The 12,479-nt window shown below is 66.2% G+C and carries 16 protein-coding genes; 9 read left to right on the top strand and 7 right to left on the bottom strand.

Going from position 1 to position 12,479, the window contains the following annotated elements:
• Positions 1-164 precede the first annotated feature (164 nt).
• Positions 165-1,229, bottom strand: coding sequence for an HTH-type sugar sensing transcriptional regulator TrmB (gene trmB, locus WD430_RS17130; RefSeq protein WP_339103631.1), 1,065 nt, complete (start codon positions 1,227-1,229; stop codon positions 165-167).
• A gap of 158 nt (positions 1,230-1,387) precedes the next feature.
• Between trmB and WD430_RS17125 the strand changes: the two genes are divergently transcribed.
• Complete coding sequence (locus tag WD430_RS17125; protein WP_339103630.1) at positions 1,388-2,425, top strand: mechanosensitive ion channel family protein; 1,038 nt, start codon at positions 1,388-1,390, stop codon at positions 2,423-2,425.
• A 113-nt stretch (positions 2,426-2,538) separates the two neighbouring features.
• Positions 2,539-2,982: a universal stress protein gene (locus WD430_RS17120; protein ID WP_339103629.1), complete on the top strand. Its 444-nt coding sequence runs from the start codon at positions 2,539-2,541 to the stop codon at positions 2,980-2,982.
• 54 nt (positions 2,983-3,036) lie between these two features.
• Here the strand turns inward: WD430_RS17120 and WD430_RS17115 are convergent, their stop codons facing one another.
• Positions 3,037-3,447, bottom strand: a complete 411-nt coding sequence (locus WD430_RS17115) for a universal stress protein (RefSeq protein WP_339103628.1) — start codon at positions 3,445-3,447, stop codon at positions 3,037-3,039.
• 156 nt (positions 3,448-3,603) lie between these two features.
• Here WD430_RS17115 and WD430_RS17110 point away from each other — a divergent pair, with 156 nt between their 5' ends.
• Both WD430_RS17110 and WD430_RS17105 read left to right on the top strand, forming a co-directional pair.
• Positions 3,604-3,843, top strand: a complete 240-nt coding sequence (locus WD430_RS17110) for a DUF5816 domain-containing protein (RefSeq protein ID WP_174702362.1) — start codon at positions 3,604-3,606, stop codon at positions 3,841-3,843.
• A gap of 321 nt (positions 3,844-4,164) precedes the next feature.
• The gene (locus tag WD430_RS17105) at positions 4,165-4,470 is read left to right on the top strand and encodes a hypothetical protein (RefSeq protein ID WP_339105834.1); all 306 of its coding nucleotides are present in this window, start codon (positions 4,165-4,167) and stop codon (positions 4,468-4,470) included.
• Between the two features lie 58 nt (positions 4,471-4,528).
• On the opposite strand, the gene WD430_RS17100 is transcribed toward WD430_RS17105, so the two are convergent.
• Complete coding sequence (locus WD430_RS17100; RefSeq protein WP_339103627.1) at positions 4,529-5,734, bottom strand: alanine--glyoxylate aminotransferase family protein; 1,206 nt, start codon at positions 5,732-5,734, stop codon at positions 4,529-4,531.
• A gap of 192 nt (positions 5,735-5,926) precedes the next feature.
• Between WD430_RS17100 and WD430_RS17095 the strand changes: the two genes are divergently transcribed.
• From WD430_RS17095 to WD430_RS17080, 4 genes are all read left to right on the top strand, one after another.
• Positions 5,927-6,919, top strand: coding sequence for a metal-dependent hydrolase (locus WD430_RS17095; protein ID WP_339103626.1), 993 nt, complete (start codon positions 5,927-5,929; stop codon positions 6,917-6,919).
• A gap of 79 nt (positions 6,920-6,998) precedes the next feature.
• A complete protein-coding gene (locus WD430_RS17090) occupies positions 6,999-7,616 on the top strand; it encodes a hypothetical protein (protein ID WP_339103625.1) in 618 nt (205 codons plus the stop codon).
• Entirely contained in the window at positions 7,609-8,268 is a 660-nt protein-coding gene (locus WD430_RS17085; protein WP_339103624.1) for a hypothetical protein, read from the top strand. Before WD430_RS17090 ends, WD430_RS17085 begins: the two co-directional genes overlap by 8 nt.
• 98 nt (positions 8,269-8,366) lie before the next feature.
• Entirely contained in the window at positions 8,367-8,567 is a 201-nt protein-coding gene (locus WD430_RS17080) for a dodecin (protein WP_339103623.1), read from the top strand.
• Between the two features lie 175 nt (positions 8,568-8,742).
• Here WD430_RS17080 and WD430_RS17075 read toward each other — a convergent pair whose 3' ends face one another.
• The 4 genes from WD430_RS17075 to WD430_RS17060 all read right to left on the bottom strand — a co-directional run bounded on the left by WD430_RS17075 (position 8,743) and on the right by WD430_RS17060 (position 11,168).
• Positions 8,743-9,117 carry an iron-sulfur cluster assembly accessory protein gene (locus WD430_RS17075; protein WP_339103622.1) on the bottom strand — a complete coding sequence of 125 codons (375 nt, stop codon included), beginning with the start codon at positions 9,115-9,117 and terminating at the stop codon, positions 8,743-8,745.
• Between the two features lie 138 nt (positions 9,118-9,255).
• Positions 9,256-9,516, bottom strand: coding sequence for a hypothetical protein (locus WD430_RS17070; RefSeq protein WP_339103621.1), 261 nt, complete (start codon positions 9,514-9,516; stop codon positions 9,256-9,258).
• Positions 9,517-9,597: 81 nt separating this feature from the next.
• Positions 9,598-10,896, bottom strand: a complete 1,299-nt coding sequence (gene hisD / locus WD430_RS17065) for a histidinol dehydrogenase (protein ID WP_339103620.1) — start codon at positions 10,894-10,896, stop codon at positions 9,598-9,600.
• Between the two features lie 50 nt (positions 10,897-10,946).
• Positions 10,947-11,168 carry a hypothetical protein gene (locus WD430_RS17060; RefSeq protein ID WP_339103619.1) on the bottom strand — a complete coding sequence of 74 codons (222 nt, stop codon included), beginning with the start codon at positions 11,166-11,168 and terminating at the stop codon, positions 10,947-10,949.
• Between the two features lie 284 nt (positions 11,169-11,452).
• Between WD430_RS17060 and WD430_RS17055 the strand changes: the two genes are divergently transcribed.
• Positions 11,453-12,079 (top strand): metal-dependent hydrolase, encoded by a 627-nt coding sequence (locus WD430_RS17055; RefSeq protein ID WP_339103618.1) that lies wholly within the window; start codon positions 11,453-11,455, stop codon positions 12,077-12,079.
• The last annotated feature ends 400 nt before the right edge of the window (positions 12,080-12,479 follow it).

Below are 12,479 nucleotides of genomic sequence, written 5' to 3'. Positions count from 1 at the left end.
ATCAGCCATTGCCGACTGGCAGTCGGCAGATGCGGCCGTCGAGCGATGTACTGGCCGAATGATAGCGGTCGGATCGGTTCCGTCTCGAGGATCAACGACGGATTCGAATCGTCCGTGACGGAAGCGGACCGTCGACGATGAGGGCCGTCGACGACGCCAACCGATCAGTCCTCGAGTATCGGCGGCTCGTTGCGGCCGATGTGGATTTCGTGGGCCTCGACGTCCTCGAGGGCAGCGACGCGACCCCCGACGGTGACCTCCTCGCCGTCCTCGGTCTCTAAGGTGAGGCTGGCGACTTCCTCGCTGACCTCGAAGGAGACGTCGAGGATGCGGCCGCGGACGACCCGCGGGCCGCCGACGTCCACGTCCCGACCCTCGATCGTCGCGTAGAACTCGCCGCCGGCCTCCATGATGTCCTTGACACAGCGGCGGATCGTGGCGTACTTGCGCGGGTACGTCCGCGAGCTGCCGTCCTCGCCGAGGGTCCGTTCGGCGGTCGTCCAGAGGACGGTCCCGAAGAAGCCGGAGACGAGAAAGCCCAGCGCCGAGCGGTTGAAGATGACGCCGTAGCGGTCCTGATCGTCGCGCAGGGCGTCCTGGGTCGCGTAGATCGAGTAGTTGCCGTCGGCGACGGCGATCACCGGCGTCGTGATCCCGCGTCGCGCGCGGGCGGTCGTCGCGATCTCGCGGTAATCGAACTCCGACGGGTCGGGCGCCTCGCCGGCCGGCGTCACGATCAGGTCGACGCTGACGCCGGCGTCGACGACCGCCTTCAGCTCGTCCTCGAACCGGGTCAGCAGATCCGGCGTCAGCGACAGGGAGAGTTCGTAGTCGGCGGCGTCGATGACTTCCTCGAGGTAACGCAGGATCGTCGAGCGCGATTTGACCAGCGAGACGGCCTCCGTGTCGCGGGCGGGCGCGGTGTATCGGGCCTCGAGTTCGTCGATCATCTCCGCCAGGGACTGCTGGACGTTCTCGAAGGCCTCCTCGGGATCGATCGCGACGACCTTCATCGGACGGGACTCGCGGAGTTCGACGAGACCGCGGTCGCTGAGGCTACGGACCGTGTCGTAGACCCGCGGCTGTGGAATGTCGGTCCGGTCCGCGATCTCGCTCGCGGTGAGTTGCCCCTGCTCGAGAACGGTGAGATAGGCGTCAATCTCGTACTCGCCGAGATTGAACCGCTCACCGACTCCCTCGACGGTCGAACGGAGTTCGTCTGGTGCCATACGACGCCGTACGTTCCCGACGGATATATGATTTATTATAACCCGAGTAGCACCTACTTTCGAAATCGGGTAGTTTCCGGTGGTGGGACAAGTTCCCAGTTAGCAGGGTATCCGTGACAGTCAGAACTCTTAACCACAGCGGCCCAGAGTGTGCTGCTATGCGCGGGGTGTTACAGGGAAACGAGAGCGAGGCCAGCGAAGCGGCCAGGGGGATCCGAGGCATGCTGCCGTTCGACGTCTCGCAGACCACGGTCGATATCGTCCTCTCGCTCTTCGTGATCGTCGTCGGCTGGTACCTCTCGAAGTACGTCGTTCGAATCGCCGGCCGGACCGTCGCTCGCCGGATCGAACGCCCCAGCGTCACCCGGACCGTCCTTCGGGGAGTCAGACTCTCCGTGCTGCTGTTGTCCCTGTTCGTCGCGGCGGGCATCCTCGGCGTCGGCGACACGCAGATCCTCCTCTCGGTGACCGTCATCTCGGCGGTCGTCGCCGTCGTCCTCGCGCCGCTGGTCGGCAGCCTGATCAACGGCTTCTTCGTGCTCGCCGACCGGCCCTACGAGATCGGCGACATGATCGAGGTCCCCGACCAGGGTCACCGCGGGTTCGTCGAGGACATCACTATCCGCTACACCAAGATCTTCACCCTCCAGAACACGTTCATCGTGATCCCGAACTCCGCGATTCAGGAGCGGGACGTGGTCAACTACTCCGCCGAGGACGAACGGACCCGGATCTCGCTCTCGTTCGCGGTCACCTACGGGAGCGACATCGAGGCCGCGCGCCGGCAGGCCGAACGGGCCGCCAGAGCCGTCGGCACGGTCATCTCCGGCGGGCCGGATATTCGAATCGGCAGCGCGCGGTACGGCGCGGCGCCCCTCTGTAACATCGAGGAGTTCGCCGACCACGGCGTCGCCCTCGAGCTCTTCTTCTGGGTTAAAAACCCCTACAAGCTAAACGTCGCCCGCTCGGAGGTGCAGACGGAATTACGCGACCGTTTCGCGGAGATCGACGTCGAGTTCGCCTACCCGCGGCGCCATCACGTCTTCGACGAGACGAGCGGCGTCGCCCGCATGTCGATCGAGGAACAGGGGGCCGAGCAACCGGCGCCCGGGTCGTCGGCCGAGCGGGACCGGCGGTCCGAGGGCGAGGCCGAAGAGGGAGACGAGGCCGACATCGGCGAACCGGCCGATCAGTGACGTCGGGCCGCTCGTCCGCGCCGTCGCCGCTCCATCGGACGGGAACCTACCGCCGCGGGAGAACTGTGACCGTCTTTTATCCGGGTTCCCGTCCAAGTCGGTGGTAGCCGACGATGTACGACGACATCCTCATTCCGACCGACGGGAGCGAGACGATCGCCGAGACGCTGGCCCACGGCCTGCCGATCGCCGAGCACAACGACGCGACGGTCCACTCGCTGTACGTGGTCGACAGCCGCGTCACCGCCGCGGCGACCGACGAGACGGGACCCGAACTCGAGGCGGACCTCGAGGAGCAGGGTCGCGAGGCCGTCGCCGACGTTGCCGACGAGGCCACCGAGCGCGGGCTCGAGGCCGTCACCGACGTCCGGAAGGGGACTCCGTCGAAGGCGATCCTCGAGTACGCCGACGAGCACGGGATCGACCTCATCGTCATCGGGACCCGAGGGAAGAGCCCCCGGGAGAAGGTCGCCTCGCTGGGCAGCGTCTCGGAGCGAGTGGTCGATAACGCCGAGATTCCGGTGTTCGTCGTCCGCGATGCGGGCGGCGACGGCTAAGTGGCGAAACGGGAGTGTCAGTCGGGACAGCGGAGGAGACGAGAACCGATCCGTTCACGCGCGGGCGCCTTCGACCGTAATGACCTCGCAGTCGAGGTGGCTCCGCAGATACTGGTCGATATCCGGGTTGTCGGTGAATCGCCGGAAGAGTCGGCGCAATCGGCTCGCCTGCTGGCTGCCGATGACGACCGCGTCGGCGTCCTCCGCCGCCACCTCGTCGAGAATGCTTTCCTCGACGAGAAAGCCCGTTCGAACCACGTACCGGGCGTTCTCGAGGTGTCCGAACGCCCGCTCGACGGCGGTCTTCAGGTCGACCCGCGTCACTTTCCGCCCGTTCTGATAGAGGTCGACGTGGAGGACCGTCAGCGCCGCCTCCCGTTCCCGAGCGAGCTCGATGGCCCGCTCGAGCGTACGTTTGGAGCGTTTCGACAGTGGATACCGAACGGGGACGACGACCAGCGACATTACACGAGCGAACGACTCCCGCCCGGGTAAACCTTTCAGTTAGGACAATCACGACTGTGAATGTGTATCATGACTGGGTCGTGACCGGTGTCGCCGCTCCGAGCGGGGCGAGCGCGGAAGGACAGTCATTTATCGAGAGCGCCGATAGAGGGTGATATGCAATCACGGTCCACTGCGGACGGCACGACCGTCTACGTGACGGAGACCGAGGGCGACCGCGGCTCGAAGGGACCGTTCCTCGTCGCCTACGAGTCTCGCGATGCCGACCGGCGATACGGCTGGTTCTGTACTAACTGCGAGAGTTTCGACAACGCGATGGACTCGATGGGCCGCATCAAGTGCAACCAGTGTGGCAACTTCCGGAAGCCGACCGAGTGGGACGCCGCTCACGAGTGAGTCCCGCCTCGAGTCCGTACGGTTCGGGAGCCGCCGTCCGAAGGCGGTGAACGACGTGGACGACGGGAAGGCGGTGAACGACGCGGACGACCACCACCAATGCGAACGACGACCGGTTCAGTCCGAGGCTCGATGAACCGCTGATTCGTCGCGTTTCTGCAGAGATTGTCGATTCCCGACCACTAACCGGGACGATAGAATTCTACTCGTACGCAATTAGGCGTACAGAGCGCTGTTTGTTAGAAAATCTCGCTGGTCTTGTTACGTACTAACATTTATGGTGGATGCCGTCATAGGGAGTAGTGAATGGGTCCTGTTAACATGCGACTCGTCGAGCAGGCCAGGTCGATCTTCGCAGAGCTCGGTTACACCGTCGAAGGAAACGGCCCGACGTTCCGCGCCGAACGAGAGTGGAAGGTCGTCCACGTCAACACCGTCCTCGAGACAGGAGAGTTGCCCTCCGAATCGGGGCAGTTCCACTGTTTCGTCGCCGAACCGGACGACGCGGACGATCTCGAAGCCAGACTTCGGAGCCGAAATCCGGAGTACGAGTGGGCCATCATCGTCGTCGACGGGGACGACTATCAGGTCGAACGAGCCCCACCGGGACCCCGCGTATCCGCATAGGATCGCGAACCCACGACTACGGACCGCATCGATTCCCGAAAAACAGCTTTTCGCCGCGTTATAGCGCGTCCCGAGTCGCCGACACGCCGGCACCGGGATCGACGTCCGCGCCCATCGACTCGAGGACGTCGCCGAGAGCCGTCACGACGTAGATGACGTTCTCCGGCCGCGCGGAGTGACCCATACAGCCGATCCGGAAGATCTCGCCGTCCAGATCGCCCAGCCCGCTGGCGATCTCGAGATCGTACTGCTCGAGCAGCGCGTCACAGACCGCGCCGTCGTCGATGCCGTCGGGGACGCGGACGGCGTTTAAGCTGGGCAGCCAGTACTCGTCGGGGGCGTTCATCTCCAGCCCCATCGCCTCGACGCCGGCCTTCAGCGCGCCGGCCAGTCGCTCGTGGCGCGCCCATCGCTCCTCGATCCCCTCCTCGCTGACCAGCCGGAGGGCCTCCCGGAGCGCGTAGACGTTCGTGACCGGCGCCGTGTGGTGGTAGGAGCGTTCGTCGCCCCAGTAGCCCTCGAGCAGGGAGAGGTCGAGGTACCACGAGCGCGGCTCCTCGTCGCGCGAGAGGACCTTCTCCATGGCCCCGTCCGAGAGCGTGAGGGGGCTGGCGCCGGGCGGACAGGAGAGACACTTCTGTGGCCCCGAGTAGGCGACGTCGATGTCCCACTCGTCGACCCGTAGCTCCACTCCTCCGAGGGAGGTGACGGTGTCGGCGACGACGAGCGCGTCGCGGTCGTGGGCCGCCGCCGTGAGCTCGGGGACGTCGGGCTGGAGGACGCCCGTGCTCGTCTCCGCGTGGACGAAGCCGAAGACGTCGGGGTCGTGTTCGGCCAGCGCGTCCGCGACGTCGTCGGGATCGAGGGGCTCCCCCCACGGCGCGTCGACCTCGACGACCTCGCCGCCGGCCCGGCGGGCCATCGACGCCATCCGGCCGCCGAAGTAGCCGTTCGTCGGCACGAGCATGGTGTCGCCCGGTTCGACGACGTTACCGATCGCGGCCTCCATGGCAGCGGAGCCGGTCCCCGAGATCGGGATCGTCCACTGGTTGTCGGTGCGGAACGTGTAGCGCAATAGCTCCTGCACTTCGTCCATGATCTCGACGAACGCCGGATCGAGGTGGCCCACCAGCGGCGTGCTCATCGCCCGGAGCACGCGCGGATTCACGTCGCTCGGTCCGGGACCCATCAGCGTGCGATCCGGAGGGGTGAGTTCGCCGACGGATGGCGCGCGAGCCGACTCGTTCGACGGAGTCTGAGCCATGGTCGTGTGCTCGAGTGCGACTCGCAAAGACCTACCGACATCGACGAACTACCGCACGCCGGAGGGACGAAGCCCGTCTGCGACGGGTGCGATGCGATCGATTAGAGACCGACCGGCTCGAAAACTGACGGTCGGTAACACGTCCCGCGGCTGCGAGCCGTTTAAGCCCGCCCGACACATAACCGAGACATCGTGTTCGTCGGTCACGCCCTCCTCGCGTTCGCCGTCGCGGCGCTGGTCGCCGACTGGCGAGGTTGGGAGCGCCGCCCGGCGCTGGTCGTCGGCGTCGTCGCCGGTGCGTTCGCCGCGATTCCCGACATCGACGTCGCGTACGCGCTCGTCGGTCTCCTCGAGTGGCAGGCGTCCGACGGCGTCCTGGGCGCGTCGACGGCCTTCTGGGACGCGAGCCGCGCCGTCCACCGCTCGGTCACGCACTCGCTGGTCGTCGGCGTCGTCGCCGCGCCGGCGTTCGGACTGCTCGCCGCTCGCGGCCGCTCCGATCGCGCGCGAGTCGCCCGCACCGTCGCGAGCGGCCTCCTCATAGCGCTCGTCGCGGTCGCGCTGCGTTGGGACGGGCCCCTCGCCGCGGTCGTCATGACGCTGTTCGCGGCGAGCGGCGCGCTCGTCGCCCGCGGCGCCGCTCGAGAATCGACGCTCTCGCCGTCGACGGTCGCCCTCGCCGCGCTCTGGGGACTCTGGTCGCACCCGTGGGGAGACCTCGTCACCGGCTCGCCGCCCGACTGGTTCTTCCCCTTCGACGCCGCCGTACTCGAGTCGCGAGTGGTCCTCCACCCGGACCCGACGCTACACCTGCTCGGCGCCTTCGCGATCGAACTCGCGACGATCTGGCTCGCCGTCGCGGTCGTCTGCCGGCTCACCGACCGATCGATCCTCGGGTCCGTCGACCGCCGCGCCGGCGTCGGTGGGGTCTACGGGCTCGCCGCGCTCGCGGTCACGCCGCCGACCCTCGAGGTGTCCTACCACTTCGTCTTCTCGATCCTCGGCGTCGGCCTCCTCTGTGGCGTCGTTCGCGGTCGGCGCTCGACGTCCGTCCCCCGCTCGAGCTACCGGCGACTGCCGCAGACGGAGTCGACGCTCGAGGTCGTCCTCACGGGCCTGGCCGCTGTGACCGTCGCGCTCGCCGCGTACGCTGCGGTCTACCTGTCCGTTCTGGCTCCCGGATAGCGAGCCACATCGCGCGCCGTCCGGTCACTTCAGCGCAGACCGAAATACGCTTTTGTGAGAACGGTCAGTACCAGCCACTGTGTCTCAAACGCTACTCGAGGAACTGATCGCGGACGGCCGAACCAACGCGACGATCGCGTGGGTGTTAGTCGTCGCGATCGCGGTCGTCGGCATCGGCGAACTGGTGACCGGCGGCTTCCTGTGGGCGACGTTCGCGGCGGCGCTCGTCGCGCTGGCGGTTCTCCCCCCGGTTACCTATCGATCGTCGCTCGTGATGCTCCCCTGGGAGGTCCTGTTCATGGCGGCACTGCCCGTACTCGGAATGGCCGTCGGCGCGGAGCGGTTGACCGGCCACTTCGCGTCGTATCTCTCGGTCGCGGCCATCGCGCTCGTTCTCGCCGTCGAACTCCAGTCGTTTACGACCGTCCGGATGACGCCCGGCTTCGCCGTCGTCTTCGTCGCCGTGACGACGATGGCCGCGGCCGGGCTGTGGGCGCTGCTCCGGTGGAGCGCCGCCCAGACGCTCGGGATCCCGTTTACGGCCGACCACGACGCGGTCATGTGGGAGTTCGTGTATTCCGCCGTCGCCGGACTCGGCGCCGGCGTCGTCTTCGAACTCTACTTCAGACGGTACGTTCGGCCGGAACGGCGCGTTCCGGCGGCGGCCCAGCCGGTCGCGGAGGTCGACGATGCGTAATCTCTCAGGCGGACTGTCGTCTCGACACCGCCAGCGCCAGCTCACCTATCTCATGGAAATCGGGCTGATCGGGATGCTGTTCGTCGGCATCGAGCGCGGCAACGGCGGGATCGTGATCAACACCGGGGTCGCACTGATCGTCACTCAGCTCCCCCCGCTGCTCGAGCGCGACTACGAGATCCCGATGGACCCGCGGCTCACGCTGTGGATCACCGCCGCCGTCTTCCTCCACGCCTTCGGGACTGTCGGACTGCCCGGGGCCACCGTCACGCTCTACAGTCAGGTCTGGTGGTGGGACCACATGACCCACGCGCTCTCGGCCTCACTGGTCGCCGGCGCGGGCTACGCCACCGTCCGCGCGCTCCACGAGCACGCCGAGGGCATCCACTTCCCCCAGCGGTTCGTCGCCGTGTTCATCCTGCTGTTCGTCCTCGCGTTCGGCGTCCTCTGGGAGATCCTCGAGTTCGCCATCGCGCTTGCGGCCCAGGCGCTGGGAACCAGGGCCGTGCTCACGCAGTACGGCCTCGAGGACACGATGCTCGACTTCGTGTTCAACTCGATCGGCGCGCTCGTCGTCGCGACGTGGGGCGGCGCGTACCTCGCCGACGTCTCCGGTGCGATTCGCGAGCGCCTCGAAGTGCGGGCCGACTGACGTCGGGCCGATCGACTCGAACCGACGCCCCAGATCCGATTCACGAGCCGAAACTGACACCCAGCTTTACGTCACCGTGCGGTGTAGCGATCCGGGCCATGGTCTTCAAGAAGATCACCCTGATCGGTACGAGCACGGAGAGCTTCGACGACGCGGCCGACGACGCGATCGATCGCGCAGAGGACACCTTACAGAACCTCTACTGGATCGAAGTCGACGAGCTCGGCGTCGAACTCGCCGGCGTCGAGGACCGACAGTACCAGGCGGAAGTCACCGTCGCATTCGAACTCGAGGAGTAGTCGTCGATCCGCCGGGGCCGACGCGGACGTCGCGACCGGGGAACCTCGATGCGGTCGGTCGACGGCCGTTGTCGACCTGCACACCGCTTATGATGTCTTTTTTCGACGGTCCCGCTGCTACTGGTTCGAGGGTACGTGACTACAGCGAACGGACGGCGAGAAGCGTCGGGCGGCGTTACGTGCGGAACGATTCGCCGCAGCCACACTCGCTGACGACGTTGGGGTTGTCCACGTGGAACCCCTCGGCCTGCAGTCCGTCTTCGTAGTCGAGGACGCTGCCCTCGATGTACTTCAGACTGGCCGGGTCGACGAACACCCGCAGATCGTGGTGTTCGTAGATCGTGTCGTCCTCATCGGGTGCGTCGTCGAAGCGCATCCCGTAGGACAATCCCGCACAGCCGCCCTGCTGGACGAACAGGCGAAGGCCGGCCTCGTTGTCGTCGAGACCCTCTCCCTCGAGCAGGGACAGTGCCTGCTCGGCCGCGTCTTCGGTCACTTCGATCTCGGGACGCGTCTCCGCCTCCCCGCCATCCATGCTGTCCGTGCTCATGTGTATTCCGTAGCGTCGCTACGATGTTAACTGTGACGCCGTCGGAACCGCTCTTCGACCTGCCGATCGTCCGGAGACGTGATCGATACGAATCGCGTCGAGCGCCGGTCGCCAAAGCCGGTAACGGACACCGCGGGGCTACTCACCGTAGCCGTTCGCGTGTTGCTGTACCGTTCGATAGTACGTTCCGAACTGTCGCTCGTCGTTTCGCGACAGTTCGATGTCGTGTTCCGCCAGCAACTCGAGCATCCGCTTCGGTTCGCAGTCGTACCACATCGACAGGAGTCGGACGTTCTTCTGGGCGTAATCGTAGTTTCGCTCGAGGACCCGCCCGTCGGTCGGATCGACAACCGACTCGCGATCACGCTCCCGGTCGCGGTCGCGTTCACGCCGTGGCATCTCGATTCGTACTTGCGGATCCAGCACCGTAAAAACTCGGTCGGACGGTCCCGGACCTCGGACCGGCGCCGTAACTACTGCTTACGCCCCGTCGTCCTCGCGGTCCTCGAGCCGACGCCGAACGCTTTCGGCGTGAGCCTCGAGCCCTTCGGCGTCGGCCAGCGTCGTGACCGTGTCGCCGAGATCGGCCAGTCCCTCGGCGGACAGCCGCTGGACCGTGGTCGACCGGAGGAACGTCTCGATCGAGAGCCCGCCGGTCACGCGGGCACCGCCGTTGGTCGGCAGCACGTGGTTCGTTCCGCTGGCGTAATCGCCCGCGGCCACCGGCGTGTTCGGTCCGAGGAAGACGCTGCCCGCGCTGTCGATTCGCTCGAGGATCGACTCCTCGTCGTCGGCGATGATCGAGAGGTGTTCGGGCGCGTACTCCTCGGTGAACAGGATCGCCTCGCTCATCGACCGACCGAGCAAGACGCCGCTCGCGTCGTTCTCGAGCGCGCCGCGTATCACGTCCTCGCGCTCGCGTGCGTCGGCCTGTTCGTCGACGGCTGCGGCGACGGCGTCGGCGGTGTCCGCGTCGTCCGTGACGGCGACCACGGACGCGTTCGGATCGTGTTCGGCCTGCGCGACCAGCTCCGCCGCGACGAGCTCCGGATCGGCGGTCCCGTCGGCGACGACGACTACTTCGCTGGGCCCCGCGAGGAAGTCGATCTCGACGTCGCCTCGAACGGCCGCCTTCGCGGCCGTCACCCACTTGTTGCCCGGCCCGACGATCTTCTGGACTCGCGTGATCGTCTCGGTGCCGTAGGCCAGCCCGGCGATCGCCTGCGCGCCGCCGACGCTGTAGACCGCGTCCGCGCCCGCGACGTGGATCGCCGCCAGCGTGACGGGATTGATCTCGTCGGCCGGCGGCGTCACGACCGCGACGTGGTCGACGCCCGCGACGACCGCCGGGACGACGCCCATGATCGCACTCGAGGGGTAGGCCGCCGAGCCGCCGGGGACGTAGACGCCGACGCGCTCTATGGGACGAAACCGCCGGCCGAGCTCCCGTCCGGAACCGAACTCGCGGCGCCAGTCCTCGGGGAGTTGCGCTTCGTGGAACTCTCTGACGTTGTCCGCGGCCGTCTCGATCGCCTCCCGGACGTCGTCCTCGAGATCCTCGTACGCGCGCTCGCACGCGTCAGTGATATCGATGTTTCCCAGTTCGACGTCGTCGAACTCGCTCGTGAAGTCGCGAACGGCGACGTCGCCCTCCTCGTGTACGCGGTCGACGATCTCTCGAACGTCGTCGCTGATCGCGTCGATACCGGCATCACGGTCGAAGAACGCGGCCCTGTCGGCCGGTCCGAGGTCGGCGAGTTCCCGTACGTCCACAGTCATATCACTCGATTCGTGGGGTGGCGGAAAAACGGTTTCCTTAGTCCCGGCGATCAGGCCTCGCCGTTCTCGACCGTCCAGATACCGACCGCATCCAGCGTCGCCCGAACGAACAGGTAGACGACGATGAGAAAGCCGACGACCGCAAACGGCGCCTGGAGCAGGTCCGCGACGTCGCGGCCGAACGCCAACTGGCTGAACCCGCGGACGAAGAAACTCAGCGCGACCAGTCCGATCCCGATGACCGCGAGTCTAACGAATCCCGATCGATCCATACGGGAGCGTACGACGACCCATCGGTAAATCGTATCGATTACCCGGATTCCGGCGTGGCCAGCGCTCTCCCCGTTCTGGAAGTGTATCCTCGAGATAGTTTCAGCCGTTCCGTACGGCCCGCATCGTCACTCCGAGTACGGTAATCGATCGTTTCGAAGGGCGAATCGGCGTCCTACCCGTCTCGATTATCGATCGGTTCCTCTCGACCAGTATCGCTCGCACCGTCACCCGCTCCGTCGACAGGCGCTGCATAACTATTCACTCCCCACCGCACCGCCCTCGTATGTGGCCGTGGGAACACGCGATCGTCGCCTATCTCGCCTACTCGGTGCTCTGTCACACGGTGTATCGGGACTCTCCGTCCGGACTCGAGGCGATCGCAGTCGTCTTCGCGTCGGTATTTCCGGATCTCGTCGATAAGTCGCTGGCCTGGGAGTTCGGTGTCTTCGACGCCGGCTACGCGCTCGGCCACTCGATTTTCGCTGCGGTTCCGGTCTCGATCGCTATCGGCCTCGTGGCTCGCTCGGCGGGACGCTCTCGAGTCGGGATCGCGTTCGGGCTCGGCTACCTCCTGCACCTGCCCGCGGACGTGATCGACGCGTACGTCCGCGAGGGTATATTTCAGCCGGAACTGCTGCTCTGGCCCGTCGTCGTACTCCCCGACCCCGGTTCAACTCAGGGATTCGTCGATCAGTTCCTACTGTTCTTCTCCCGGTATCGGGACGAGCTGCTCGCAGGGGACCTCACGATGTACCGCTGGATCCAGATCGGTCTCGCTGCCTGTACCGCCCTCCTGTGGATCTACGATGGAGCACCCGTTCTGCGGGAACTCCTGTGCGGCTGCCGACGACTGCTCCTCGGAACGGTGGGCTCGGAGCGTTCGCTCGACGATTCCACCGGCCGACGCTAACAGTACGGACCGCGTTCCGTTCCCGATTGTCTCAGTTTTCCGCTGTCTCCTCGGTACTGACCAACGTACGACAGACGTCTCTCGAGACGACGGCCTTATATATGTCCCCGGCTTCCGTCACTAATGCGAACGACGTGGCCCACGCCGCCACGTCCCCTCCGGCCGTGTTCCGGCGCGGAGGTAGGCACTATATCCCGCCTCTCGTCGCGAGCCGTCGATTCTATCGATCGGTTCGCTCGAGGCCCGCGGATCATCTCGCGATCGACGCCGACCGGCGTCGTGAGACGACGGCCTTATATGGGCTGGCGTCGTACATGGAAGTACGCGAAATCCGATGCCGGATGCGGTTTCCGGGATCAGGTTGATCCGATGCCCTTAAGTGTACGAGGGCGTTGGGATA

The sequence above is a fragment of the Haloterrigena sp. KLK7 genome (assembly GCF_037914945.1).
Taxonomy (GTDB): Archaea; Halobacteriota; Halobacteria; order Halobacteriales; family Natrialbaceae; genus Haloterrigena; species Haloterrigena salinisoli.
This window is presented reverse-complemented; position numbering and strand designations above follow the sequence as displayed.

Coding starts and splice junctions, on each gene's coding strand:
- trmB (WP_339103631.1), bottom strand. CDS start 1,229: ATGGCACCAGACGAACTCCGTTCGACCGTCGAGGGAGTCGGTGAGCGG.
- WD430_RS17125 (WP_339103630.1), top strand. CDS start 1,388: ATGCGCGGGGTGTTACAGGGAAACGAGAGCGAGGCCAGCGAAGCGGCC.
- WD430_RS17120 (WP_339103629.1), top strand. CDS start 2,539: ATGTACGACGACATCCTCATTCCGACCGACGGGAGCGAGACGATCGCC.
- WD430_RS17115 (WP_339103628.1), bottom strand. CDS start 3,447: ATGTCGCTGGTCGTCGTCCCCGTTCGGTATCCACTGTCGAAACGCTCC.
- WD430_RS17110 (WP_174702362.1), top strand. CDS start 3,604: ATGCAATCACGGTCCACTGCGGACGGCACGACCGTCTACGTGACGGAG.
- WD430_RS17105 (WP_339105834.1), top strand. CDS start 4,165: ATGCGACTCGTCGAGCAGGCCAGGTCGATCTTCGCAGAGCTCGGTTAC.
- WD430_RS17100 (WP_339103627.1), bottom strand. CDS start 5,734: ATGGCTCAGACTCCGTCGAACGAGTCGGCTCGCGCGCCATCCGTCGGC.
- WD430_RS17085 (WP_339103624.1), top strand. CDS start 7,609: ATGCGTAATCTCTCAGGCGGACTGTCGTCTCGACACCGCCAGCGCCAG.
- WD430_RS17080 (WP_339103623.1), top strand. CDS start 8,367: ATGGTCTTCAAGAAGATCACCCTGATCGGTACGAGCACGGAGAGCTTC.
- WD430_RS17075 (WP_339103622.1), bottom strand. CDS start 9,117: ATGAGCACGGACAGCATGGATGGCGGGGAGGCGGAGACGCGTCCCGAG.
- WD430_RS17070 (WP_339103621.1), bottom strand. CDS start 9,516: ATGCCACGGCGTGAACGCGACCGCGACCGGGAGCGTGATCGCGAGTCG.
- hisD (WP_339103620.1), bottom strand. CDS start 10,896: ATGACTGTGGACGTACGGGAACTCGCCGACCTCGGACCGGCCGACAGG.
- WD430_RS17060 (WP_339103619.1), bottom strand. CDS start 11,168: ATGGATCGATCGGGATTCGTTAGACTCGCGGTCATCGGGATCGGACTG.
- WD430_RS17055 (WP_339103618.1), top strand. CDS start 11,453: ATGTGGCCGTGGGAACACGCGATCGTCGCCTATCTCGCCTACTCGGTG.